The organism is Methylobacterium mesophilicum SR1.6/6, assembly GCF_000364445.2.
Lineage (GTDB): Bacteria > Pseudomonadota > Alphaproteobacteria > Rhizobiales > Beijerinckiaceae > Methylobacterium > Methylobacterium mesophilicum_A.
The window spans coordinates 5,735,474-5,758,224 of sequence record NZ_CP043538.1 but is presented as its reverse complement, the minus strand read 5'-3'; the positions used below and the strand labels follow the sequence as shown (position 1 = coordinate 5,758,224).

Below are 22,751 nucleotides of genomic sequence, written 5' to 3'. Positions count from 1 at the left end.
CTTCCCTCACGGTTCCGCCGCCAGGAACGCCTCCGCGCTGCGCAGGCTCAGCGCCATGATCGTGAGCGCCGGATTCGCGGCGAGCGAACTCGGGAAGGTCGAGCCGTCGCAGATCCACAGGTTGTCGATGTCGAAGCTGCGGCCCACGGGATCGACCACGGCGGTCGATCCGTCACGCCCCATGCGGCAGGTCCCGATCGTGTGGGCGACACGTTCCAGCACCCAGATGTCCTCAGCCCCGGCCTCCTCCCAGAGACCCCGCATCACCGCCGTGGCGTGCGCGTTGAGCCGGTTCTCGTTGGTGCCGTAGCCGAAGCTGATCTGCGCCTTGCGCATTCCGCGCGCGTCCCGCTCGTCCGACAGGGTCAGCACGTTCGCGTCGCAGGGCAGCGTCTCGCCGTTGATGCCGATGCCCGCCAGGCGATTGTAGCGGTCGAGGTAGTCGAGGAGCGGCTGTCCCCACAGGCCGCGCCCGCGCGCCGCTGAATTGCCGAAGGTCACCGGCACCACGCCGAGGCTCTGGATCAGGTAGCCGCCGGCAAAGTCGGCGCCGGGGCGTATGAAATCCTCCGTGATCAGCGACGAGGGGTAGCCCCGGTTCATCCGCACCTCGTGCGGGAACGTACCCCAGACCTGGGTGGCTACGTGGCCCATGTAGTTGCGGCCGACCTGATCGCTCGAGTTGGCGAGCCCGAGATGCAGCAGCAGGCGTGGCGTCTCCACGGCTCCGGCGCAGAGGAACACCGCGCCGCAGCGCTGGCGCCGGTCCTCTCCACCCTGCCGGTAGACGACCCCGGTGATCCGCCCGTCGGCTCCGCGCTCGAGGCCGTGGACGAACGCCTCCGGCCGGATCTCCGCACCGCGGGCCACCGCGAGGCGCAGGTAGGTGACGTCCATGCTGGCCTTGGCACCGTTGCGGCAGCCCTGGTGACAGTAGCCGCAATTGATGCAGGCGTTGCGCCGCGGACCGTCCTCGGACTGGAAATCCCGCGACACCACTGCGGCCGGCGCGTCGGCCCAGCGGATGCCGCGCGCATCGCAGGCCTGCGCCATGAGCCGCGCGGGGCCGTTGCGGGGCACGGGGGGAGGGGGTAGCGCCGGTCGGCATCCCAGGGATAAGCCTGCGCCCCGGAGACGCCGAGGAAGCGCTCGACACGCTCGTAGAACGGGCGCAGCTCGTCGTAGGTGAGGGGCCAGTCCACCCCCTCGCCGGTCTCCGTGTGGAGACGCAGGTCGCGGGCATCGGCCCGGGGCACGAAGGCGCCCCAGTGCAGCGTAGAGCCGCCGACGCCGGTACCGCTGTTGTTTGCCCCGAAGGCCTCCGGCGTCGAGCCGCCGCTCAGGCGCTCCTCGGTCCAGTAGATTTCGTCCGCCAGCGTCTCATCGAAGGCGAAGCGCTCCGGCGTGAAGTTCGGCCCCGCCTCCAGGGCCACGACCTTCAGTCCGGCCGCGGCGAGACGGGCGAGGAGGGGCGCGCCGCCCGCGCCGGTTCCCACGATCACGGCATCGACGGCCTCGTCCCCGCGGTAGGTCCGCATCCCCGCGAGGTTCATCGCGCCGCCTCCGTGTGGAGCGCCCGAGGCTCCCAGGCCTCCGGCGCGTCGAGCCCGACTTCGTGGAAGCCCGGCAGGCCGTCGGCGATCTCCCCGGCCCGGTCACCGCCCGCCCCGATCCCCGAGAAGCCGATCCGCGCCAGCGCCGCCGGATGGCTAAGCCAGAGCCGGACCGCGTCGGCGCGCAGATCCTCGAACCAGAACCGCATCCGGTCGGCGTCGAGCCGGCCCCCGAGGGCGTCCGGGACCGCGAGGTCCGCGCGCGCGCAGAGGGTCAGCAGCGCGTCTTGATCTCGGCCGTCCAGGACCACGAAGGGTCGGTCATGCGCGGCCCGGGCCGCGGCATCCAGGGTGCGCAGGGCCGCCCGGTAGGCGTCCGGGTCCGGCGGCAGCGCCAGAAAGCGCCACCCGTCGCCGCCTCCCGCGGCCAGCCGCCGGTCGAGGCGGGCGGCCAGATCCAGGTGCGGCACCGGCATGACCCGGCAGAGGGCGGCGCGGAGGATCGCGAGTTCCACGGGATCGACGGCGTCCGGCTGGTAGTCCGGGTCGTCCGGCGCGGCGCGCGCGTCGAGGGCATCGCGCAGGCGGCCGTTCACCCGCTCGGAAGCGATCAGGGCCGCGTAGGCCGGCGGAACCGCGGGGCCGGTCCGAACCGGAACGCGGGGCCGGTCGACGATATGCGCGCGAATCTGGTCAGCCAGGATCTCGGGCCGCTCCAGCGGCAGGAGGTGGCCGACGCCGTCGACCGTGACCCGGCGATGATGGGCGAGGTGCGGCGCCATCAGGGCCTGCTGCGCATCGGCCCCCAGGTCGGCGTCCTCGGATCCCGCCAGGATCAGCGCGGGCGTGCGCAGAACGCCGATGCGGCGACACCAATCCTCGCGGGCACCTGCTTCGAGCCAAGCCTTCCAGGCCGCCGGCTCGGCTCGCAGGACATCCGCCACCGCGCGGTCCTCAAGATCCGGATCCAGCCGCACCCCGACATTCTCCCGCACGAAGGCGCGCGCCTCGCGGCGCCGCGTCTCGCCATCCCCGTCGATCCACGCGAGCATCCTGTCGCGCCGATCCTCCGGGATCGGCTCGGGGCTCGGTGGCGAACCGGAGATCAGGATGAGGTCAGTGAGGCCGGCCAGACTCGGCTCCCCGTCCTCGGCGCGGCGCGCCAGTGCCAGCGCGACCTTGGCGCCCATGCTGTGTCCGGCGAGGCCGAAACGTTCGGGCGCCCGCGCGCGAATCGCGTCGGTGACGGCATCGGCCATCGCGGCGACGGAATAACCGGGCGTCGCCGCCGACGCGCCGAAGCCGGGCAGGTCGACCGGGATGCATGTCGGCTTGCCGTCGAGGGCGCCTGCAAGACGATCCCAACTTCGGGCGCTACCGCCCAGGAAGTGCAGGCAGAACAGGACTTCAGGTTCAGACATCGCGGAGACATCGCGCGGCCCCACACTGCTTCAAGCGTACGCGACGCCGCATGGCCGAAGTCTTGGTGGCCGAAGTCTTGGCGAGTTGGCCCGGCGCGGCGGATTGGCCCGGCCTTCGGAGCATGCGATCAGGCGGCCGGGAGTGTGTGCCGATGTCGGATCTCGAACAGGCCTGGCGGGTGGAAGAGGCCTGCCTCAACGCGTGGCCGAGCCCGCGCCAGCTCTTGGTCCACGGCTACCTTCTGCGCGCCGCCGGCGGGCGCTCGAAGCGCCAGAATTCCGTAAACCCCTTACGCGGAAGCGGAGCGCCCGAGCCGGCCCTCGCGGCGGCCCACGCGGTCTATGCGCGTCTCGGCCAGAGGCTGATCGTCCGGGTGCCGGCCATCGCGTCGCAGATGGAGCCGCTTCTCGCGCGATCCGACTACGCCGTCGTGGACGAGACCTGCACCCTCTACCGCACCCTCGATGATCTGCCGGCCGACACCGACCCGTCGGTGACGGTCGCTGCGTTGCCCGGGGCCGATTGGCTGACGCTCTGGGACGCGGTGAACCGGGCCGACACCGAGGCCGCGCAGGTGTTCCGCGAGACGGTCGCAGCCCTCGTCCTGCCGCGCGCCTTCGCGGCGGTACAGACCCGAGCCGGGATCGCGGCCATCGCGTTCGGCGTGCTCGACCGCGATCTGCTGGTGCTCGAATCGGTCGCGACGCCCGAGACTCTGCGGGGCCGCGGCCATGCCCGGCGCGCCGTGGCCGCGCTGCTGCACTGGGGACGGAGGGAGGGCGCAAGGGCCGCCTGCCTGCAGGTCGTTGCGGCGAATACACCCGCCCGGGCGCTCTACAGCGCGCTCGGCTTCGAGCAGGAATTGTATCGTTATCACTACCGGGTCGGGCCGATGCCGGGCTGAGTGCCGCCGAATGCGGTCTCTGTCTGATGGACGCCGCGGCCCGGATTCCTTCGCCGTGCCCGCGAAGTCGGCGGCGCAGGCATGGTCCGGGACGGGGATCAGGCGTCGAACAGCGAGCCCTGCCGCGCCGACCCGGTCGCCGCGGCGCTCCGCCTGCCCGGCGCCGATGGCGCGCCGGCACCGCCGCGCCGGGCTTGTCGCGCCGAGGGTGCCGGGTCGGTCGATCCCTGGGGCAAGGCCTCGACGGTCCCGTCGGCGAATTGCAGGCTGAGGCGTTCGGCAGCGGCCGCATCCGCGGCGCGCCGGACCGGCAGCCCCGCGGCGTCGCGCACCAGCACGTAGCCCCGTTCCAGAACGGCATGGTAGCTGAGCGAGCCCAGCAGGCTGGCCAGGCCGTCCAGACGGTCGCGGCGCCGTTCGAGGCCGCGGGCGGCCGCATGGGCAAGGCGCTCAGACAGAGCGAGGAGGCGGTCGGTGCGGCGCGCCTGCAGCGCCCGCGCCCGCTCCAGGCTCGCCTCCCGGGCGACGACGAGGCGACGCCCGAGCTGGACCAGGGTCTCGCCTTTGCGCTGGACGTCGTTGCGCAGGGCGTGCAGCGGCCGGTGGTCGATCCGCGCCAGCCGCGCGCGGGCATTGGCCACCGCCACGTCCGGCGAGCGCCGGGCCATCCGGTCGAGGAGGAGCTGGAGCCGCGCCCGGTGCCGGCTGGCCCCCGCCGCCAGCGCCGGCGAGAGGCGCGCCTCGGCGAGGTCGAGCCGCTGGCGCTTGGCCGCCAGCAGGGCATCGGCGCCTGGCAGGGCGCGACCGAGGGCGCGCAGGTCCGCCCGGTCACGCTCGATCCTACGTCCGACCGCGCCGGTTCCGCGCGCCGACAGGTCGGCCACGGTGGCGATGAGGTCGACGCGGACCGGCACGGCCATCTCGGCGGCCCCGGTCGGGGTCGGGGCGCGGCGGTCGGAGACGTAATCGATCAGTGTCGTATCGGTCTCGTGCCCGACCGCGGAGATCAGCGGGATCGCGCTCTCGAACGCCGCGCGGACCACGCATTCCTCGTTGAAGGCCCAGAGATCCTCGATCGAGCCGCCGCCGCGAGCCACGATCAGGACATCGGGGCGCGGCATCCGACCGCCGGGCGGAAGCGCGTTGAAGCCCCGGATCGCGGCGGCCACCTCCTCGGCGGCGCCATCGCCCTGTACCCGCACCGGCCAGACCAGGACCGGGCGGGGAAACCGGTCCTCCAGCCGGTGGAGGATGTCGCGGATCACCGCGCCGGTGGGCGAGGTGACGACGCCCACGACCCGCGGCAGGTAGGGAATCGCGCGCTTGTGCTCGGGGGCGAACAAGCCCTCGGCGGCGAGCTGCTTCTTGCGCTCCTCCAGCAGGGCCATCCAGGCGCCGAGGCCTGCCGGCTCCAGGCTCTCGACCACGATCTGGTACGAGGATTTTCCCGCGAAGGTGGTGATCCGCCCGGTGGCGATGACCTCAAGCCCCTCCTGGGGCCGCTGGCGCAGACGTCCGAACACGCCCTTCCAGACCACGGCGTCGATGCGCGCCTGCCCATCCTTGAGGGAGAAGTAGGCGTGGCCGGAGCCGTGCTGCCCCCGATAGCCCGAGATCTCGCCGCGCAGCCGCACGTGGCCGAACGCATCTTCGAGGGTGCGCTTCAGGGCGCCCGCCAGCTCGCCGACCGTCCATTCCGGCTGGTTGGCGGTGAGCACGCTGGTCGGCGGGACATCCGCCGCTGGCTGGGCTGCGGGGCGCGGGGGCGGAACGAGGGGCATGGCCGGACGCTAGGGGGCTCCGGCGGGACAGTCAAAGGTATGGCGGGCGGTGAGGTGTTGGCTGCAGGAGCCGCCTATTCCACCGCCAGTTCCCGCGGCCCGTCCGAGATCGCCACCCGGGGCACGAGGAGCGACAGGAGCAGGGTCAGCACCGCCACCGCGAAGACCGTCCAGAACGTGCCGTGCAGCGCGTGCTGCAGCCCGTCGCGGATCGCGTCGCCGCCGGCGCCGAGGCTCGCCGGATCGTCGAGCAGGCGCCGGAGCTGATCGGCATCGACCACCGGGCCGGCCGTCGGGTGCGCGAGCCTGTAGTTCAGCACCGCGCCAAGGACGGTCGCGCCGAGTGTGGAGCCGAGGTTGCGCGAGAAGATGTTGGAGGCGGTGGCCGCCCCGCGCTGGGCCCAGGCGACGCTGTCCTGGATGATCACGATGGCGGCGGTCGACAGGAAGCCCATGCCGAGCCCCATCACGATCGAGCCCCCTGCCGCCACGACCGGCGAGGATTCCGAGCCGAGGATCACGAAGGCGACCGCGCCGAGCGGCAGCAGGCTCGCGCCGACCAGCAGGATCGGCCGCAGGCCGAAGCGCACGAAGCTGCGCGCGGCCGTGGTGGCGCCGATCGGCCAGCCCAGCACCATGAGGGTCAGCGTCAGGCCGGCCACGAGCGGCGATTGCCGCAGCACGCCCTGCACGTACATCGGCAGGAACGCCGTGAGCCCGATCACCGTCATGCCGGAGAGCAGCGTCGCGGTGTTGGCGGTGGCGATGGGGCGCTGCATCCACAGGCGCACGTCGAGCATCGGGTCCGGGGCGCGGCGCTCTTGCACGATGAACAGGATCGCGGCCACGACGAAGCCGCCGGCCGGCCACAGGGCCGCGGCCGCGGATTCGCCGGCCTCCGTCAGTGCCATCATGAGGGCCGCGATGGCGGCGGTGAACAGGGCCGCCCCGATCGTGTCGATCTGTCGGCTACGGCACGCGACGCCCTCGTGCAGGTAGCGCAGGAACAGCATGGCCGCGATCACGCCGATGGGCAGGTTGATCCAGAAGATCCACGGCCAGCTGAGATGGCCGATGATCAGGCCGCCGACGAGAGGACCGGCCACCGACGAGATTCCCCAGACGCTCGCGAGATAGCCCTGAATCCGGCCGCGCTCGCGCGCCGCGTACAGGTCGCCGACGACGGTGAGGCTCACCGGCTGGATGGCCCCGGCGCCGACCCCCTGTACGAGGCGGAACAGGATCAGAGACGGCATCGACCACGCGACGCCGCACAGGAGGGAGCCCGCCAGGAACACCGCGATGCCGAAGAGCAGCACCGGGCGGCGTCCGTACAGGTCGGACAGCTTGCCGAACACCACCGTGGTGGCCGTCTGCGTCAGCAGGAAGGACGCGAACACCCAGGCGTAGAGGTGGAGGTCGCCGAGCTGGCCGGCGATCTGCGGCATGGCCGTCGAGACGATCGTCGCCTCGATGGCGATCATGAACATCACCGCCATCACCGCGGCGAGGACCAGCGGGCGGCGCGTCTCAGGGGGTGTATGCATGACGACGGTCTAGGCCCGCCGCGGACGGCCACCTAGCGACGCGACGGGGGTCCTCATGCGACCGGAACGAGCGCAGTGCGGGAACGCACATCGTCTGAGGCACAGCCTCGCGGCGCATGCATGCATACTGGCGCGCAATGCGCCTGACGCATGCATTCCGCTCGGGACAGTCAGGCTTCCGCGTCTACGTCGAGATCGCGCCCGCGCGTCTCGGGCAGGAGGATTGCCGCCACCGTTCCGATCAGGCTGAAGGCGGCGAGGTAATAGGCCGGCGCCAGCCGGTCCCCGGTCGCGGCGATGAGCCAGTTGACCACGTAGTTGGTGCTGCCGCCGAAGACCGAGACCGAGACCGCGTAGACAATCGACAGGCCGGCGCTGCGCACCGCCCGCGGAAGCGCCTCCGGAATGCCGACGATCACCGCCGCGGCGTTGATCGACGACAGGGCCGAGAGCAGGAAGGTGACCGCGTAGACGCTCGCGGCGCTCGGCGCCCGCACCACCCAGGCGAAAGCCGGCACGGCCAGGATCAGGATCAGCGCGCGGGGCCAGATCATGACCGGGCGCCGGCCGACGCGATCGGCCAGCCAGCCGCCCAGCAGGGGAAACACCACCGAGGCAAGCCCGAGCGCGATCGGCACCGCCGTGGCAGCCGTCTCGCTCAGGCCCAGCGTCGCGCCGGCGAAGACCGGCATGTTGGTTCCGACCGCGTTGGAGACCGTCGAGGCGGCGATGACGAGGAAAGTCAGGCCCAGCAGGCGTCCGTGATCCCGCAGCAGCCGTCCGACCACCGCCAGGGTCGAGGCCGCCGCGTGCGGATCCTCGTCGGCCCCGGCCGTCTCCGGCAGATGGCTGCGGATGACGAGCCCGACCGGCACGACGCACAGGCCGAGCGCGAACATCAGGCGCCAGCCCCACTGGCTCATGGCCTGGTCGCCGACCGCCAGGGCTAGGCATGTCGCGATGATCCCGGCGAACAGAGCGGCACAGCCCTGGCTGGCGATCTGCCAGCTCGTGACGAAGCCGCGCCGGTCCGGCGGCGCGGCCTCCAGCAGGTACGCCGTGGACGGGCCGACCTCGCCACCCAGCGCGAGGCCCTGGACGAGGCGTCCCGCGATGACGATGACCTGCGCCCAGCCGCCGATCGCCGCATAGGGCGGGCAGGCCGCCAGCATGAGCATGCCGAGCGCCATCAGCGCGATGGTGATCAGCATCGCGGGCTTGCGCCCCGCCCGGTCCGCGAAGGCCCCGATCAGCACGCCGCCGATCGGGCGCATCACGTAGCCGATGCCGAAAAGGGCCAGCGACGCCAGGAGGCTATGGGTCGGGTCGTTGGCCGGGAAGAAGGCCTCGCCGATCGGCTTGGCGAAGAAGGCGTAGACCGTGAAGTCGTAGAATTCGAGTGCGTTGCCGAGCACGACCGCGCCGACCGCCTTCCGGTCGAGGGGAGGGTGGGCTTCCGCGCCGGGGGGGCTCCGATCCGCGCGTCCATCAGCGCTCAGGGCCCGCCGGATGCTTGGCGATTCCGCCGGTCACGGGATCGGCCCCGGCCGACACGGCCTCGTCGTAGCCGGACAGCCAGAGCACGCGCGCCTCCGTGCCCTCCGCGTATGGACAGGCCTCGCGGGCCAGACCCTTGCCGGGCGCGGCCTTGCCGAGCGCGCGCGCGTCAAGGTCGTTGGGGGGTGACTCCATCCTGCCGCGGCTCCTGATCCGTCGCGTCGCCATCACGTCCGCCGCGATGTAGGGCGCAACGGATCGGATGGCCGCCCTCAATTCAGCGTCGGATCTCCCGGCGACGGCAGCGAGACGGCCTCGCTGAACGGAAACTCCAGCACCACCTCGTCCGCGGCATCGGTGACGACCAAGCACGCCGTCATCAGGCGAGCCTGATCCTCGGGCGTGCGCAGGGCGGCGCGGATCGTGGCGCGGGCCTTCTCCCAAGCCTCATCCGGATCGCGGAGTTCGATGCCGGCGGGGTCGGTGATGAGATCCTCGCCGATCTGGGTGTGGAAGAAATAGCGCGGCATGGCGTTCGGCCCCGTTGGGATGTCCGCGACGGCGGGCGGCCTCCCCCAGGTGGTAATCGCGAACGGCCGGCGCAGCACCCTGTCCCTTGCCATCCCCATGCCGGATCGCGCGGTGCGGTGTTCAGCCGTTGGCGGCGCGGGCCTCGGGCGCAGCCGGCACGGGACGAAGAGTCCGGACCTGCGCGGAGGCGCCGCCAGCGCGATGGTGCTTCTCCATCATCATCAGCGGCCTGAGTTCCGGCTCGGCGAAGTCGAGCAATTTGGCGTTGCGCCAGCGCGGCTTCGCGTTGCCGCGGCCGAACCAGCGCGGACGCTCCTCCTCCACGAGGAGGATCAGCCGCCCGGTCCAGGTTTTCCGAAACCAGAAGCGTCCGGTCAGACTCATCGCTGCTCTCCCGACCCTGCAGCCGAGCTTCGCCGCTCGAACCGACTCCACACGATCTTGGACGGACCGATACCTGACTTGGTTGTAGAATGAGTCTTCGATCGCATCGATGGCCGGTTCAGCCACCGATATCCACAGCGTCCTGGCCGCAGGAAGACTGCCGTCTCAGCGCCCGAAATGATGGATGAACAAGGCCATCACGCCGAGCCAGACGAGACCCGAGACGCCGTAGACGAAGCCGCGCAGCACTGCGGATTCCAGTGCCGCATGTGACGAATGCCGATCGGGCGCCTCCGCCGGAGGCGTGGCCGGCTCCAGTCCAGGTCCGGTCGAGCACTGCGGCGTCTCGAGGAGGCGCGTCAAGCAATCCGGAAGTGAGGGTTCTCGCGCACGCACGGCCCGCAGGAGCCTAAAGAAGCTCGGGTCTCCCGGCAAACGGGCATGGGCGCTCAGCGTGCGCGGTGCCGGACGGAGTGCCCCGGCACAGCTTCCAACTGCTCCAGGGAGCCAAATCGGGCGCATCGAGTTGAGGGAGGCGGCGGCGGGACGCGACCACCGCGACCGCAGACTGGGCTATTGACGGCCGAAAACTCGGCCGTTGCGCCCTGTAGGCGGATTATTTAGAGCTGTTCCAGGCAGGCAAGCTCTGCCCCAGCGCTGCCGCGGCGGCGGCCAACAGGAGGAAATCCATGCGTTCACTCGTTCTCGGCGCCGTCCTCGCCGTCCTGATCCCGCTTTCGGCGCAGGCCCAGGAGGCCGGAGACGCGGCCGCCGGCGAGAAGGCGTTCGCCCCCTGCAAGGCGTGCCACAACTTCCAGAAGAATGGTGTCGGCCCGGATCTCAAGGGCGTCGTCGGCCGCAAGGCCGGCACCTACGAGGGCTACAGCTACTCCGCGGCGCTGAAGAATTCCGGGATCACCTGGGACGAGGCCAACCTGCACGAGTGGCTGAAGAACCCGAAGGCGAAGGTCCCGGGCACCAAGATGATCTTCCAGGGCTACCCCGATGACAAGAAGATCAACGACGTGATCGCCTACCTCAAGACGCAGTCCTGACGTCGACAGCTCCGGCGTTTCGAGGGGCGGCCAACGGGCCGCCCCGTCCCTAATCGGCGAGCAGGCCGTCCTGAAGGCCGCGCCGCAGGTTCACAAGATCGTCAAGAAGGGTCTTGCGGCCTTCCAGGCTCAGCCCGGTCAGTCCGCCGGCATCGTCCGGGATGCAGGCTAGAACGTCGCGCAACTTCAGTCCGTCCGGTGTCAGGAAGATGCTGACTTGGCGCTCGTCGACCCTGTCACGCGCGCGTCGCACCCGTCCCGAGGCCTCCAGGCGCTTCAGCAGCGGGGTCAGCGTGCCGGAATCGAGGAAGAGGCGGGTGCCGATCTCCTTCACCGACAGCCCGTCCTGCTCCCACAGCACGAGCAGAACAAGATATTGTGGATAGGTCAGTTCGTAGCGACCGAGGAGATTGCGATACGCGCGGCCGAATGCGTGGGCCGCGGCGTAGACGGCGAAGCACAGCTGGTTGTCGAGGCGCTGCCGCTCCTGCCGGGTGGCCTGATCGACGGCGGCCTGCCCCGTCTGGCTCGGCTCGGCGCCGCTCTGCGCAGCCGTCGGACTCGACATAGGGGTGGTCTCTCTCTGGTAAATGCGGATCCGCATACCGGTATGGCGAAAGTTCACTCTTAGGCAGTTCGCAGCACCTGTACAATGCGCGGTGGTATAACGGACGGCGTCGCGCTGTAGGCGGCGGCGCTCAACCGTCCATCAGCGGGTGCAGATCCCGTACCATGGCCTTCAATCGTTCATCGAGGACGTGCGTGTAGATCTGCGTCGTCGAGATGTCGGCATGCCCGAGCAGTTCCTGGACGATCCGGAGATCGGCGCCGTTCTGCAGGAGATGGCTGGCGAAGGCGTGGCGTAGCACGTGCGGGCTGATCCGGTCCGGACGCAGGTCCGCCTGCAGCGCCACGGCTTTGAGGTCGCGGGCGAAGGCCTGCCGGGTGAGATGCCCGCTCTCGCTGTCGGCGGGAAAGAGCCACGCGGAGTCCTCAGGGACCGTTTCGAGGTGAGCCGCCATGGCGGATCGCGCCGCCTCGGTGAGCGGCACGAGGCGCTCCCGGCCGCCCTTGCCCTTGATGAACAGGTAGCGCTCGCGAGTCGCGCCCGCCGCGCGCGGCAGGGCGACGAGTTCGGACACGCGCAGGCCGGTGGCGTAGAGCAATTCGAGCAGGCAGACCATCCGCCGCGCCCGGCGAGCCGCGCCGGGCGCCCGTTCGGCGGACGCCTCCGCCTGCGCGACGCCGAGGAGGCGATCGACCTCCGCGACGGACAGGATCTTCGGCAGGGACCGTCCCCGGCGCGGCCCCGACACGGCGACGCTGGGATCGGCATCGGCGAACCCCTCGGCATACAGGAACTTGTGAAAGCCGCGCACGCAGGACAGCCGCCGCGCCGCCGAGGACGCCTTCAGCCCCCGCGCCTCGAGATCGACAAGGAAGGCCCGGAGCGTCCCGGCATCCACCTCCGGAAGGTCGATCCCGGACCGGGCGAGGAAGCCCAGATAATCGTCGAGGTCCCGCCTGTAGGCGGACAGGGTGTTGAGACCGGCACCGCGCTCCGCGGCCAGCATGTCGAGATAGTCGGCGACCTCGGAGGACGGCGCGTGGGAGCCCTCGTCGCTGCCTTGGACCGCGGTCAACGATTGCCCGGCTGAAGCTTCGAGGCTGGGATGGTCACGGTCATCTCCCGGGGTGTGGGCTGGACGAAATTGGCCAGCGCGAACATCGCGGCAAAGACGAGGCCCGCCAGGATCGCGAGGGTGGCGAAGAAACGGAACAGGGTCGGCACGTGGGTCGAACCTCGGGCGGACGGGTGCGGTCACGGGGACCGGTGCGGGGACCAGGGCGGCAACCGGAATGAGCGGGGGCCTGCTCCCGGAAGCGCCGGGTGCCCGGTTTCGATCATGCGATGAAGGCGCTGACAAGGCCCACAACGCAACAGCGATACGTTTCGCTGGTCGCTTGAATCGCGCTAAGAGCCTGCCGCAGGATGAGTGCGGCCCCGACGCTCGGCGGCCGGGACATGGGAAGAGGGCGGTAACGCCACACGGATGCGGTGCAGCGGTCGATGAGTGAGGAGGCGGCGGGTGAACCGATCGAGGCGCGCTTGCGCCGGGCGCTTGGCCTGCGCTCGATCGTGCTCGTCGGCCTCATGGGAGCAGGCAAGAGCACGGTCGGCCGCCGCCTCGCGAGCCGCCTGGGCCTGATCTTCAAGGATGCGGACTTCGAGATCGAGGCCGCGGCCGGCCTGACCATCCCCGACATCTTCGCCATCTACGGCGAGCCGAGCTTCCGGGACGGAGAGGAGCGGGTGATCGCGCGGCTGCTCCGGGCCGGGCCCCTGGTGCTGGCCACGGGCGGCGGCGCCTACTTGCGCGAGTCCACCCGCGCGCGCATCGCGGAATCCGCGATCTCGGTCTGGCTCAAGGCCGATCTCGACGTCCTGATGCGACGGGTGCGCAAGCGCGGGAACCGCCCGCTGCTGCAGACTGAGGATCCGGAGGCGACGATGCGCGACCTGATGGCCGTGCGTCACCCGGTCTACGCCGCGGCCGACGTGATGGTCATCTCCCGGGAGGTCTCGCACGACCGCGTCGTCCAGGACGTGCTCGAGGCGCTCGACGCCCATCTCAACGGCGAGCCGCCCGTTCCCGTCGCCGCCCAGTAGAAGCCAGCGAGCCTGTCCGTGACCGAGCCCCAGACCAACGCGGATTTCCTGACGGTCCATGTGCCGCTCGATGGCGGCCGTGCCTACGACATCCGGATCGGACGCGGCCTGATCGACGCCGCCGGCGCGCCGGTGGCCGCTCTGGGTGCGCGCCGGGCCGCCATCGTCACCGACGCGACGGTCGGGCCGCTCTACGCCGGGCGCCTGCAGGACAGCCTCGAGCGGGCCGGCCTTCATGCGGGTCTCGTGACGGTCGCGCCGGGGGAGGGCTCGAAATCCTACGCGGGTTACGCGCAGGTCTGCGACGGCCTTCTGGCGCTCAAGGTGGAGCGCGGCGACCTCGTCGTGGCCCTGGGCGGCGGCGTCGTCGGCGATCTCGCCGGCTTCGCGGCGGCGACCCTGCGGCGCGGCGTGCGCTTCGTGCAGGTGCCGACCAGCCTGCTGGCCCAGGTCGATTCCTCGGTGGGCGGAAAGACCGGGATCAACGCACCGCTCGGCAAGAACCTGATCGGCGCGTTCCACCAGCCGCGGCTGGTCCTGGCTGATACCGGAGCCCTCGACACCCTGTCGGAACGCGAGATGCGCGCAGGCTACGCCGAGGTCGCCAAATATGGGCTGATCGCCGATCCCGGCTTCTTCGACTGGTGCGAGGCGCACTGGCGCGGGATCTTTTCCGGCGGCCCGGAACGCGACGAGGCGGTGGCCGCCTGCTGCCGCGCGAAGGCCGCCGTGGTGACCCGCGACGAGCGGGAGGACGGCGAGCGGGCCCTCCTGAATCTCGGCCACACGTTCGGTCACGCCTTGGAGCGCCTGACGGGCTACGATGCCGGCCGGCTGGTGCACGGGGAAGGGGTGGCGATCGGCATGGCGCTGGCCTTCCGGTTCTCGGCCCGGCTCGGCCTCTGCGCCGGACAGGATGCGGGCCGCGTCGCCAACCACCTCGCGCTGGCCGGTCTGCCGACCCGCCTGCAGGCCGTCCCGGGCGGATGCGGCGATGCCGAGGCGATCCTCGACGCCATGGCTCAGGACAAGAAGGTCCGCGACGGCGCGCTCACCTTCATCCTCGCCCGCGGGATTGGCCAGAGCTTCATCGCCCCGGGCGTGGAGCGGGCGGAGGTGGCGGCGTTCCTCCGTGACGAGTTGGCATCTGATCACGGCGGCTGAGCCCGTTCGGCGCGCTCCGGCCTTGCCTAAAACGGGTCGGGCCGCTATGAGCCTGCCAGCCCGGCGTAACCCGTTCTGCGCCGTGCTGGGTCCGGATACAGGGCCCGGGCCGCAATAGCTCAGCTGGTAGAGCACCTCATTCGTAATGAGGGGGTCGGGGGTTCGAATCCCTCTTGCGGCACCATATGTCCTCCAACGGTGACAGTGATTTCTCGAGTCCTTGGCGTTGCGGTCCGGCGCACCTTTGGCCGTGGCGTCACCGACGCGGATCATCCCGACGCGACTTAAGTTCTTTGGTCGGCGTCACCCGGGACTAGCAGCTTACGCACATTGACCTGCCGGTCCTGCCTGAAGTGGGGAACAGTCAATCGCTTGCCGCCGCCGACCGTTCTGCGGAAATAGGAAGGGCAACGGAATAGCGAGGCCAATGCGGCGAGCAGCGAGAAGATGCAGGGGCTTGTGTCTGGCGGCGGGGGCGCGTCCTTCGATCCCGTTCACTCAGCCAAGCAGACGGCAGAGACACTCGGCGTCTGTACGAAGACCCTTCATGACCTGCGGGTTCGCGGCGGCGGCCCTGAAGACCTGCAGGTCGGTGCGCGGATGATCGGCTATCGCGTCGTCTAAAAACTCAAGCTCGAGTGTCTGTCGGCCGACAAGCCGTTCGAGCGTAGCAAGCCTGCCCCATAGGCCGGAATCCTGTCGGCTGCCGCCGCACCGCCGCAGAGCGCGCGGGCGACCACTGCCGCGGCAAGCTTGAGGCCGAACAGGTCCCGCAGTAAGTTCGCTTCAGTGGGCGCGACGGGGTCAAGCCGCGAAGTACGATATGCACTTGTCCGCCGAGTCGTCTGACGATGGACACTGTCAGCGACGATCGAGGAGGCATCAACCGATCAGTCTTATGGTCCCTTTGGCAAACTAAGGTCGAGCGTGCGGATGATGCGCCGTGGCGCTGCCGCCGTCTGAGCGCGGCGTCAATTCGCTAACTTTACTTTCTTTTCTTCCAGCCAATACACAACGCCGGGCGCTGGCCGCTGTTAAGCTTGCGCGCGATCGGCTGGACGCTCGCCTCCACACTTGCACTGCACAAACCGCTCGTGCACGAATGAGTTGTCTGCGCCGACTTATAGATGGCGCCTCAATATGCTACTCCGAAGATCGATTGCAGCATCAAAGGGTCGGTTTAAGGACCGACACGAAATATAAGCTGCCCGAGGGTAAACAATGGATAGAGCCGAGTTGATGCATGGCTTGGAACACGCGCGAACTTCGAATGTCGAACGAGCGCCAATCATTCCAATCCGCGAGAGACGGTTGCTAATCATTGCTCCACGTATATTGATCGTAGGTCTCGCATTACTGGTCGCCGCCGCCTCTTTTTCCGGATACTACACAAAGTGGCAGTTCCGCGATGTCGCCCCGGAGTCAGGGCTCAATAAGATGCTTGATGGGACCGCAATGCGACCCTACGCTTATCGAAGGCTGGTCGTGGACACGGTCAACGCTATCGATCAGGTTGCGCCCCCTGCCGTCAGGCTTCTCGCCGCTCATTTTTTGCATCGGCGCGACGGCACGCCCCGGCTCGCCTTTCCCTCCTTTGTCGAGAGCGATAGCAGCAAGATACTGCGCTACGTACTGGTATATTTTATCACTTATTTAAGCGCAGTCGCACTTACTGTGCTCGGATACAAGCTTGCTCGAAGTGAAGGTTTCGGGCCGTTTGCTTGCGGTGCAGGCGCTGCATCGTTCATGTTGATATTTCCGTTAATGCAATCTTTTGGTGGATTTTTTTATGATTACATCGAATTGGCATTTTTCTGCTTGTTCCTGCTGCTGGCTCGCAAAGCGTGGTGGCCCGCCATGCTCGCAGTCACGGTGCTCGCCACATGGTCAAAGGAAAGCTTCTTTTTCTTCGCGTTGACTGCCTATCCCTTGCTGCGTGAGCGCAAATCGGTACCCATGTCTGCGGCAATCACCGCAAGTTGCGTCGCCCTTGCAGGTCTTACCTATGAGGTTGCAAGAATTCGCTTCGGAGCCAATGCGGGCGACACTGCCGAATACCACCTCATCGATCAACTCAATTATTTTCTGTCCGGTATTTTTCTCGTCAAGTGGGAAATTACCTACGGAGTTCCCCTGCCGCACCCGTTCAGTCTGCCCTCGATCATCGCGGTCACCGCGTTGGTTGCGGTCGGTTGGCGATGGGTGACTCCGGCGATGCGTCAGCAGATTGCAATTGCGGCCGCACTCAACGTGCCTCTTTTCCTGCTGTTCTGCGCTCCGGGCGAGGCGCGGAACCTGAGTATGCTGTTTCCGGGTCTGCTTGTCATGATGGCGGCTGCATTCCAAGCTTCCACACTCTGCAGCAGCGCCTATCAGCTGCAGAGGTGACACCATGCTCGTTTGGATACTCCTCGGGATCACGGTGGTGCTCACCGGGTGCGCGCAGATCTGCCTGAAGCTCGGGGTGCAATCGCTGCTCGCCCATGCCGATCCCGCGCGTGGCGCACTGGGGCTGGTGATCGCTTTCTGGCTGGAATGGCGGCTCCTCGGCGGACTTGCGCTCTACGGTATCGCGACGCTCACGTGGCTCTTTGTGCTGTCACGCCTGCCGTTGTCGCTGGCTTACCCGTTTGTCGGGCTGAGCTTCGTAACAGTTGCGGCACTCTCGGTCGTGCTGCTGGGTGAGCGCATCGTGCCTCTGCAAGTGGCTGGGACGGTGCTGATCGCGCTCGGCGTCGTGCTGGTCGCGATGTCGGGCAACGCGAATCCGAAATCAGCGCCGATGATGTCGGCCGCGGAGGGGAACAATGAGCCTTGAGCAGCTGACCACAGCACAAGCGAGGTCAGACAAGACGCCGCTTTGCGTCGACCTCGATGGGACGCTGATCCACGGCGATCTGCTGTACGAGGCGGTGTTCGCCGCGCTCAAGCGGTCTCCGGGCGCCGCCTTCGAGCTGCTCGGCGCTATGCTGCAAGGACGATTGGCGGTCAAACACGTCCTTGCGCGCGTGGCGCCTTTCGATCCTGCACTCCTTCCCTATCGCACCGACCTCGTTGAATACCTGCGCCAGGAGCGTGCGATGGGTCGCCCGATCCATCTTGTCACAGCTTCGCCCAGAGCCTGGGCGGAGCAAGTTGCCGCGCACATCGGAATCTTCGATGCCGTGTATGGGTCGGAAAGCGTCAACCTGAAGGGTGCAGCCAAGGCGCGCTTCCTCGCCGAGTCCCATCCGGACGGCTACGACTATATCGGCGACGCGAAGGCTGACTTGCACGTCTGGCAAGGTTCGCGCCGCGTGTTGCGCGCCGGTCGCGGGACGCGCCTCCAACTCGCGGACGCGAAAACATCGCATCGCGATTTCCCGACAAACGTTTTCCCGCCCTTCCCGCTGCTGCGAGCGATGAGGCCGCACCAGTGGCTCAAGAACCTGTTGATCTTCCTGCCGCTGTGTGCCTCGCACCAGATCGACAACCTCGGGCTGGTCATTGATTCCGCATTCGCATTCATCGCGTTCTCGTTGACGGCATCGGCCACCTACTTGTTCAACGACCTGCTCGATATCCCGTCGGATCGCGCCCATCCGCGTAAACGCACCCGGCCTTTCGCATCGGGAGCACTGTCCATCCCGGTGGGTGTGGCGGCGGGCGCCATACTGTTCGGCGTGGCGTTGGTGATTGCGGCGATGACCGGGGTCGGCTTCTTGGCTGTACTGATCTGTTATATATTACTCACTGTTGCGTATTCAGTTCGTCTGAAGTTATCTATGTTGATCGATGTGTTCACGCTTGCGACGCTCTACTCCGCCCGCGTCGTTGCGGGCGGGGCCGCGACCGGCGTGCCGCTGTCGATTTGGCTGCTCGCCTTCTCGATGTTCCTGTTCTTGGCGCTGGCGATCGTGAAGCGATGCGCCGAGCTCGTCGACCGTACGAAGGCTGTTGACGAGCGGATTTCGGGGCGCGGATATTTTGGCGGCGATCTATCGGTCCTGCAATCGCTGGGCAGCGGGAGCAGCTTCGCGGCCGTCCTTGTCCTGTCACTCTACGCTGCTCAACCGGAGGTCACTCGCCTTTATGCCAATCCGGCACTGCTGTGGTTTATCGGACCCATACTTCTATACTGGTTAAGTCGGATGATGCTGCTCGCGCAGCGAGGTCACATGCATGATGATCCGATTATCTTCGCTCTTCGTGAGCGAAAGAGTCAAATCCTGATCTTGATTTGCGTCCTAGTGGCGCTCGCGGCGGTTAAGCTCGACATGCCTATGGGATTGATCCTGCCGGGAAAGTGATGGTGATCTGCCCCAACTGGGTGGTCCGCGCGTAGGGTCCGTGCATGATCGGCCTGGAGTTGACCCGGTTTGTGATCCACCGCCGATACAAGTTCTCGGGCTGTGACAGCTTGGTTGGCGAAGGCCCTGGGCGTCGAGCCGCCCTGGGCCGTGTGAAGTCAATCTTCGTTATACTGACACCTTCAGCCCTCGATGCGCTCGTGGGCATCGGCGAGCGACAGGGCCCACAGGGGTTCAGACATTCCGCCCGGAGGCGGCCGTTGGCCACTCGTAGGCTTTCTGGCCGCCCTCGCTCCTGGATTGGGGCGTCGAGCGCTTCGCTCACTTGGAAGGCGCGGAAGGTGGCTCTCGGTGTGACCCGAACCGTCGCTGTCTGCTCTCGGAAGCAGCTCCCGGTAGATTGAATGGCCGCAATGGGCGGAGTTCGATGAAGAACTCGCGGTTGGCCTGGATCGAGGTTTGACCGAGGCCTTGGCCGAGGGCCTTCCGCCCGGCGGTGAGGCCGGGTTCGGCTGCCCAAGGGGATCAGCTTGACCAGCTTCCGTCGGTTCGGGGCGGCGGCCGCGCGATGGAACTTGTCCCGGGCCGCGTCCAGCCCCCGCAATCGAAGCCGATCCACCCGCAGGGTCCGCGCGAGGTGCTCACACAGAATCTCGACCGTCTTGCGCCCCCGCCGCGAGGTACGGCCCGCCTCCGAGGCGCAGATGTCGCGCGCCATCTGCCGGGCGTCCCCGTGGATCGAGCGCGGGATCTTGCGAGCGGATGCGGTGGGGCAGCATCGTGGCTTCAGCGCGCAGGCATCGCAGTCCTGCTTGCTCGCGCAGTGGCACTGCATCCCGTCTGCGGCGACGAGCGGGGTCGGTGACCAGTGGACCTTCTGACGGTGCCGCAGGTGCTTGCCGGCCGGGCAGGTGTAGGCGTCGGCGCCAAGTCGCAGGTGAAGGCTGATCGGCTGAAGGTGCCGTCGCAGCGCTCGGACTCGTCGACGACGGGAATGTGCGGCTCGATGCCCTGCTCGTGGACGAGCCAGCCCAGCATCGCGGCCGAACTGTCGTCGCCGTCACCTGCGAGCCGGGCGGCGTAGAGGTCGAAGCGCTCGCGCGAGCGCACGATCACGCGCTTGGCGGCCGTGACCTCGGCTTGCCGGATCGCGGTGGTCGGCTCGACGTCCACGATGACCGCGTGGTCGAGGTCGATCAGATGGTTGGCCGCGTAGGCGAAGTCGGCCAGCCCATCGTCCGCGCCCGTCCAGCGCGCGGCCGGGTCGGCGGGGGAGACGAGCTTGGGCTCGACCGGCGTCGCAGCGCCGAACGCGGCGTCGTCGAGCACGGCCGGGTACTCTACGGCGGCACGTCTGACAATGTCGGGTAGCAGGCCGTTCATATCCTCGACGCCCTTCTGCCGATTGGTATCGGCCTTGATCAGGCTGGCGTCGGTCGATCATCGGTCCCCTCACCGCGCCTTCAGCTCGGCTGCGCACTTCCGGATTTATTCCCGGCAAAATCCGCGCTCGTGTCGCCCTGCCAGCGTCGAGCGCGACGGGATCGACTTCTTCGCTGCAAGGGTAGGCCAGCTCGACGGGGGGCGGCCAAAGGGTGCCGTCCACATCTGTCCAGGAACTCGCGCCTGCATTAACGTCCTGCCGAAAGGGAGGAGGGCCTGATGCGACGGCTCGCAACGGCGTTGACGGCGATCGGATTGGCGACGACTGGAGCCAACGCTGCCTGCCATAAGGTGCCGGTCATCGAAACCTCGAAGGTCCTCATCGGCGCGTTCTCGCAGCGCATGAAACAAGTTGGTGCCGGCGACTGGCACTTCGGTACCCAGACGACCCGCGGCCCGATGTTCTTCTCCCTGGACTCGCGCGTGCAACTCTTCGTCAAGGACGCCGATGGGCTCGCGGGGGAAGTGGGCCTGCTGCTCAACAAGCCGACACCGACCGACAACGTGCAGTTCGAAGCCGCGGCCACGTTCCTCGCAGCGTACATCTCCGGTGTGCCCGAGAGCGCCTTGCGACCGCTCATCGTCCGCGCGATTGCCGAAGTCCGTCGAACCCGCGAGAACCAAACCGTTCGGGACGGTGAGACGACGCTGATCCTCAGCAGTCCGGACGTCGACACCGTAGCCGTGATCTCTGGACGTTTGCGATGCGACCGAGATCGGACTCATTACGCGACCTCGGCGGCAAGCTGACTGACCAGCGCCTGATCGGCACGCTCATGGCGCGTCATCCGCTCATCACGGCGCCTCTGCTCGCCCATCGCTGAGCTCCGGCAGCTTGCGCAGGCCACGGAACGGGCGGACGACCCGGCTACCGTTCTGGCGCTGGATCAGGACGTTGTGCGGAGCGCGGCGGCAGCTCCAGCTGCAGTCGTTCAGTGGGCTCATCGGTGCAGACGATCCGGCGCTGGTCTTGCCCCAACGGATCAGCACTCGGACGGACCAGCCCGCCTCGAGGTCGGTGCGGCCGATCATGCCTCATCCTCATCTGACAGGAGAGCAAGGGCGGCTTCGGCTAACGCTTCCCAGTGATTGACTGAGGCGGGGCAGAGAGAAGCGTAAGATCTCTGCACATGGAGCCGGTCTGCTGATCGCCGGTAAAGCTCGCGCTGTTCCTCACTTAACACCGACCAATCCCTGCGGTCGTCAGCTTCGCGGTGGAGATCGCGGGCGCGTTGTTCACGGTCATCAATCATCCCGGATTCCCGCTGCGCCGAATCTGACCTCTGTAACAGCGTAATATTGAACGGTAAAAGTCGGCTATGCCAGTAGTTTTCGCGGCTCTATCGCTCTTGTTTGCCATACGTCGTCCGGAGATAAGCTCGTGAGCTTCGGCTTTTGGCGCCTGTCCGGGAGATTGTTGGCGATGAGCGGTGGCGACTCGAAGAAGGCATTCGCGGTGGCGATGCGTGTGAAGCGGCCGCCTCAGGACTCGACCACGCCTTCGCCCGAGCAGCCCGAGTTGCGCCTTCCGAGGATACGGCCAAGCGAGATCGCCGCCGCCGCTGGCGTTGATGCGGTCCGCCGTGCGCTCGAAGGATTGCTGGTCGAGACGCGACCGGCGGTCTGACGCGGCATTGAGCGCTCAGCAGTGCGGTCGGCGACGATCAGCGTACCTTCCCGCCGAACAGATCGCCCTTCGCGCCCTCGGCGTCGGTCTCAGCGCGGAGCTTGCGGGCGATCGCCTGCTGAGCGCGGTCTGGCGGTCGGCGAGCGCGATCCATCGCGGAGAGGCTCGAAGGCGCTGGGCCAGCTCCCGCACGGCGCCGGCTGCCAAGTCGGCGGCATTGAAAGCCTCAGCCATGGACGGGCTCCCGATCGATCGCGGAACGAACCGTGCCGCTGGTCGCTTCATTTTCCAAGAGTTTGGTGGCACCCCTGCCGTGCGAAGGCGACTGGACACGCTGTGCTCCGTTCGTCCGACGCATCCGGAGAACATCGGAAGTGCGCGATGACAGGCGGCGAGAATGACGGCGTGGTGCCGTCCTCGAAGGACCTTGGGAAACGGTTATCACCCGGGCGACGTAGTAGAGGCGGCTGTGCTCGCGGCGGAACGCGCCCCAGTCGGCCATGCGGGCGAGCTTCCATTCGGTTGACCCATCGAGGAAGATGCCCACGCTCGGACCGACGAGCGGTGCGAGGTCGGCGTGGTCCATGCCACCCCGCACGGCGATCAGCACGCGTGGCACGACTGACAGGCACCGATTGAGGTAACGGACGGACAGGTCGGGCGGGGGAGGCCCGCCTGCGACGATCCGAAATCGGATCCGCTCACCCGTTTTCGGTCAGGTCCACTCCTCCACGCGCCAGACGCCAGCGCGCGGGATGAGCAAGCCCCAACCGTACCGGCCGAGGGCATCGAGGTTGCGGCGCCTGCCGGTGCGGGAAGCCCAGCACCTCATGCCGCCGCTCCTGGTGCCAGGTTCGCGGACGAGACCCCATCCACATAATTC

General features: G+C 68.1%; 23 protein-coding genes, 1 tRNA gene and 2 pseudogenes. 10 read left to right on the top strand and 16 right to left on the bottom strand.

Going from position 1 to position 22,751, the window contains the following annotated elements:
* Positions 1 to 6: 6 nt before the first annotated feature.
* Both MMSR116_RS27225 and MMSR116_RS27220 read right to left on the bottom strand, forming a co-directional pair.
* On the bottom strand, positions 7 to 1,053 hold the full coding sequence (locus MMSR116_RS27225; RefSeq protein WP_244625546.1) for a GMC oxidoreductase: 1,047 nt from the start codon (positions 1,051 to 1,053) through the stop codon (positions 7 to 9).
* 496 nt (positions 1,054 to 1,549) lie between these two features.
* A complete protein-coding gene (locus tag MMSR116_RS27220) occupies positions 1,550 to 2,974 on the bottom strand; it encodes an alpha/beta hydrolase (RefSeq protein WP_010684035.1) in 1,425 nt (474 codons plus the stop codon).
* A gap of 152 nt (positions 2,975 to 3,126) precedes the next feature.
* On the opposite strand from MMSR116_RS27220, the gene MMSR116_RS27215 reads away from it, so the two are divergent.
* A complete protein-coding gene (locus MMSR116_RS27215) occupies positions 3,127 to 3,879 on the top strand; it encodes a GNAT family N-acetyltransferase (protein WP_010684034.1) in 753 nt (250 codons plus the stop codon).
* Between the two features lie 98 nt (positions 3,880 to 3,977).
* Here the strand turns inward: MMSR116_RS27215 and xseA are convergent, their stop codons facing one another.
* From xseA to MMSR116_RS27180, 7 genes are all read right to left on the bottom strand, one after another.
* Complete coding sequence (gene xseA / locus MMSR116_RS27210) at positions 3,978 to 5,660, bottom strand: exodeoxyribonuclease VII large subunit (RefSeq protein WP_010684033.1); 1,683 nt, start codon at positions 5,658 to 5,660, stop codon at positions 3,978 to 3,980.
* Positions 5,661 to 5,734: 74 nt separating this feature from the next.
* Complete coding sequence (locus MMSR116_RS27205) at positions 5,735 to 7,207, bottom strand: MDR family MFS transporter (RefSeq protein WP_010684032.1); 1,473 nt, start codon at positions 7,205 to 7,207, stop codon at positions 5,735 to 5,737.
* 170 nt (positions 7,208 to 7,377) lie between these two features.
* Positions 7,378 to 8,622 (bottom strand): MFS transporter, encoded by a 1,245-nt coding sequence (locus tag MMSR116_RS27200; protein WP_244625545.1) that lies wholly within the window; start codon positions 8,620 to 8,622, stop codon positions 7,378 to 7,380.
* Positions 8,623 to 8,695: 73 nt separating this feature from the next.
* On the bottom strand, positions 8,696 to 8,899 hold the full coding sequence (locus MMSR116_RS27195; RefSeq protein WP_010684030.1) for an Rmf/CrpP family protein: 204 nt from the start codon (positions 8,897 to 8,899) through the stop codon (positions 8,696 to 8,698).
* A gap of 77 nt (positions 8,900 to 8,976) precedes the next feature.
* Positions 8,977 to 9,234, bottom strand: a complete 258-nt coding sequence (locus MMSR116_RS27190; protein WP_010684029.1) for a DUF6894 family protein — start codon at positions 9,232 to 9,234, stop codon at positions 8,977 to 8,979.
* A gap of 121 nt (positions 9,235 to 9,355) precedes the next feature.
* Positions 9,356 to 9,619: a hypothetical protein gene (locus tag MMSR116_RS27185; protein WP_010684028.1), complete on the bottom strand. Its 264-nt coding sequence runs from the start codon at positions 9,617 to 9,619 to the stop codon at positions 9,356 to 9,358.
* 165 nt (positions 9,620 to 9,784) lie between these two features.
* Positions 9,785 to 9,982, bottom strand: a complete 198-nt coding sequence (locus MMSR116_RS27180; RefSeq protein WP_085988028.1) for a hypothetical protein — start codon at positions 9,980 to 9,982, stop codon at positions 9,785 to 9,787.
* Positions 9,983 to 10,308: 326 nt separating this feature from the next.
* Between MMSR116_RS27180 and MMSR116_RS27175 the strand changes: the two genes are divergently transcribed.
* Positions 10,309 to 10,674 (top strand): c-type cytochrome, encoded by a 366-nt coding sequence (locus MMSR116_RS27175; RefSeq protein ID WP_158169194.1) that lies wholly within the window; start codon positions 10,309 to 10,311, stop codon positions 10,672 to 10,674.
* Between the two features lie 49 nt (positions 10,675 to 10,723).
* Here the strand turns inward: MMSR116_RS27175 and MMSR116_RS27170 are convergent, their stop codons facing one another.
* The 3 genes from MMSR116_RS27170 to MMSR116_RS27160 form a co-directional block, all read right to left on the bottom strand.
* A complete protein-coding gene (locus MMSR116_RS27170) occupies positions 10,724 to 11,242 on the bottom strand; it encodes a MarR family winged helix-turn-helix transcriptional regulator (RefSeq protein WP_010684026.1) in 519 nt (172 codons plus the stop codon).
* 130 nt (positions 11,243 to 11,372) lie between these two features.
* The gene (locus MMSR116_RS27165) at positions 11,373 to 12,317 is read right to left on the bottom strand and encodes a site-specific tyrosine recombinase XerD (protein ID WP_010684025.1); all 945 of its coding nucleotides are present in this window, start codon (positions 12,315 to 12,317) and stop codon (positions 11,373 to 11,375) included.
* Positions 12,314 to 12,466: a hypothetical protein gene (locus MMSR116_RS27160; RefSeq protein WP_010684024.1), complete on the bottom strand. Its 153-nt coding sequence runs from the start codon at positions 12,464 to 12,466 to the stop codon at positions 12,314 to 12,316. The genes MMSR116_RS27165 and MMSR116_RS27160 overlap by 4 nt, the downstream gene beginning before the upstream one ends.
* A 279-nt stretch (positions 12,467 to 12,745) precedes the next feature.
* Between MMSR116_RS27160 and MMSR116_RS32100 the strand changes: the two genes are divergently transcribed.
* The 6 genes from MMSR116_RS32100 (at position 12,746) to MMSR116_RS27135 (ending at position 18,798) form a co-directional block, all read left to right on the top strand.
* Positions 12,746 to 13,345: a shikimate kinase gene (locus MMSR116_RS32100; protein WP_010684023.1), complete on the top strand. Its 600-nt coding sequence runs from the start codon at positions 12,746 to 12,748 to the stop codon at positions 13,343 to 13,345.
* 18 nt (positions 13,346 to 13,363) lie between these two features.
* Positions 13,364 to 14,509 carry a 3-dehydroquinate synthase gene (aroB, locus tag MMSR116_RS32095; RefSeq protein ID WP_010684022.1) on the top strand — a complete coding sequence of 382 codons (1,146 nt, stop codon included), beginning with the start codon at positions 13,364 to 13,366 and terminating at the stop codon, positions 14,507 to 14,509.
* A gap of 108 nt (positions 14,510 to 14,617) precedes the next feature.
* A tRNA-Thr gene (locus MMSR116_RS27150) sits at positions 14,618 to 14,693 on the top strand.
* A 1,301-nt stretch (positions 14,694 to 15,994) separates the two neighbouring features.
* Complete coding sequence (locus MMSR116_RS27145) at positions 15,995 to 16,897, top strand: hypothetical protein (protein WP_158169193.1); 903 nt, start codon at positions 15,995 to 15,997, stop codon at positions 16,895 to 16,897.
* 4 nt (positions 16,898 to 16,901) lie between these two features.
* Positions 16,902 to 17,327 carry a DMT family transporter gene (locus MMSR116_RS27140; RefSeq protein WP_010684019.1) on the top strand — a complete coding sequence of 142 codons (426 nt, stop codon included), beginning with the start codon at positions 16,902 to 16,904 and terminating at the stop codon, positions 17,325 to 17,327.
* A complete protein-coding gene (locus MMSR116_RS27135; protein ID WP_010684018.1) occupies positions 17,317 to 18,798 on the top strand; it encodes a UbiA family prenyltransferase in 1,482 nt (493 codons plus the stop codon). Before MMSR116_RS27140 ends, MMSR116_RS27135 begins: the two co-directional genes overlap by 11 nt.
* A gap of 89 nt (positions 18,799 to 18,887) precedes the next feature.
* On the opposite strand, the pseudogene MMSR116_RS27130 reads toward MMSR116_RS27135, so the two are convergent.
* Together MMSR116_RS27130 and MMSR116_RS32090 are read right to left on the bottom strand one after the other, a co-directional pair.
* Positions 18,888 to 19,156 (bottom strand): annotated as a pseudogene (locus tag MMSR116_RS27130) (integrase core domain-containing protein); the annotation flags it as partial.
* Positions 19,157 to 19,315: 159 nt separating this feature from the next.
* Positions 19,316 to 20,238, bottom strand: a pseudogene (locus MMSR116_RS32090) (transposase); the annotation flags it as partial.
* Between the two features lie 222 nt (positions 20,239 to 20,460).
* Between MMSR116_RS32090 and MMSR116_RS27120 the strand changes: the two are divergent.
* The gene (locus MMSR116_RS27120) at positions 20,461 to 20,991 is read left to right on the top strand and encodes a hypothetical protein (protein ID WP_010684016.1); all 531 of its coding nucleotides are present in this window, start codon (positions 20,461 to 20,463) and stop codon (positions 20,989 to 20,991) included.
* Between the two features lie 45 nt (positions 20,992 to 21,036).
* On the opposite strand, the gene MMSR116_RS27115 is transcribed toward MMSR116_RS27120, so the two are convergent.
* Positions 21,037 to 21,273, bottom strand: coding sequence for a hypothetical protein (locus MMSR116_RS27115; protein ID WP_010684015.1), 237 nt, complete (start codon positions 21,271 to 21,273; stop codon positions 21,037 to 21,039).
* Between the two features lie 349 nt (positions 21,274 to 21,622).
* Here MMSR116_RS27115 and MMSR116_RS27110 point away from each other — a divergent pair, with 349 nt between their 5' ends.
* Positions 21,623 to 21,868 (top strand): hypothetical protein, encoded by a 246-nt coding sequence (locus MMSR116_RS27110; RefSeq protein WP_039893253.1) that lies wholly within the window; start codon positions 21,623 to 21,625, stop codon positions 21,866 to 21,868.
* Positions 21,869 to 22,094: 226 nt separating this feature from the next.
* Here the strand turns inward: MMSR116_RS27110 and MMSR116_RS27105 are convergent, their stop codons facing one another.
* Complete coding sequence (locus tag MMSR116_RS27105; protein ID WP_158169192.1) at positions 22,095 to 22,478, bottom strand: hypothetical protein; 384 nt, start codon at positions 22,476 to 22,478, stop codon at positions 22,095 to 22,097.
* Positions 22,479 to 22,751: the final 273 nt, after the last annotated feature.

Coding starts and splice junctions, on each gene's coding strand:
- MMSR116_RS27185 (WP_010684028.1), bottom strand. CDS start 9,619: ATGAGTCTGACCGGACGCTTCTGGTTTCGGAAAACCTGGACCGGGCGG.
- MMSR116_RS27190 (WP_010684029.1), bottom strand. CDS start 9,234: ATGCCGCGCTATTTCTTCCACACCCAGATCGGCGAGGATCTCATCACC.
- MMSR116_RS27220 (WP_010684035.1), bottom strand. CDS start 2,974: ATGTCTGAACCTGAAGTCCTGTTCTGCCTGCACTTCCTGGGCGGTAGC.
- MMSR116_RS27205 (WP_010684032.1), bottom strand. CDS start 7,207: ATGCATACACCCCCTGAGACGCGCCGCCCGCTGGTCCTCGCCGCGGTG.
- MMSR116_RS27135 (WP_010684018.1), top strand. CDS start 17,317: ATGAGCCTTGAGCAGCTGACCACAGCACAAGCGAGGTCAGACAAGACG.
- MMSR116_RS27215 (WP_010684034.1), top strand. CDS start 3,127: ATGTCGGATCTCGAACAGGCCTGGCGGGTGGAAGAGGCCTGCCTCAAC.
- MMSR116_RS27195 (WP_010684030.1), bottom strand. CDS start 8,899: ATGGAGTCACCCCCCAACGACCTTGACGCGCGCGCGCTCGGCAAGGCC.
- MMSR116_RS27115 (WP_010684015.1), bottom strand. CDS start 21,273: ATGATCGGCCGCACCGACCTCGAGGCGGGCTGGTCCGTCCGAGTGCTG.
- MMSR116_RS32100 (WP_010684023.1), top strand. CDS start 12,746: ATGAGTGAGGAGGCGGCGGGTGAACCGATCGAGGCGCGCTTGCGCCGG.
- MMSR116_RS27170 (WP_010684026.1), bottom strand. CDS start 11,242: ATGTCGAGTCCGACGGCTGCGCAGAGCGGCGCCGAGCCGAGCCAGACG.
- MMSR116_RS27120 (WP_010684016.1), top strand. CDS start 20,461: ATGCGACGGCTCGCAACGGCGTTGACGGCGATCGGATTGGCGACGACT.
- MMSR116_RS27175 (WP_158169194.1), top strand. CDS start 10,309: ATGCGTTCACTCGTTCTCGGCGCCGTCCTCGCCGTCCTGATCCCGCTT.
- MMSR116_RS27140 (WP_010684019.1), top strand. CDS start 16,902: ATGCTCGTTTGGATACTCCTCGGGATCACGGTGGTGCTCACCGGGTGC.
- xseA (WP_010684033.1), bottom strand. CDS start 5,660: ATGCCCCTCGTTCCGCCCCCGCGCCCCGCAGCCCAGCCAGCGGCGGAT.
- MMSR116_RS27225 (WP_244625546.1), bottom strand. CDS start 1,053: ATGGCGCAGGCCTGCGATGCGCGCGGCATCCGCTGGGCCGACGCGCCG.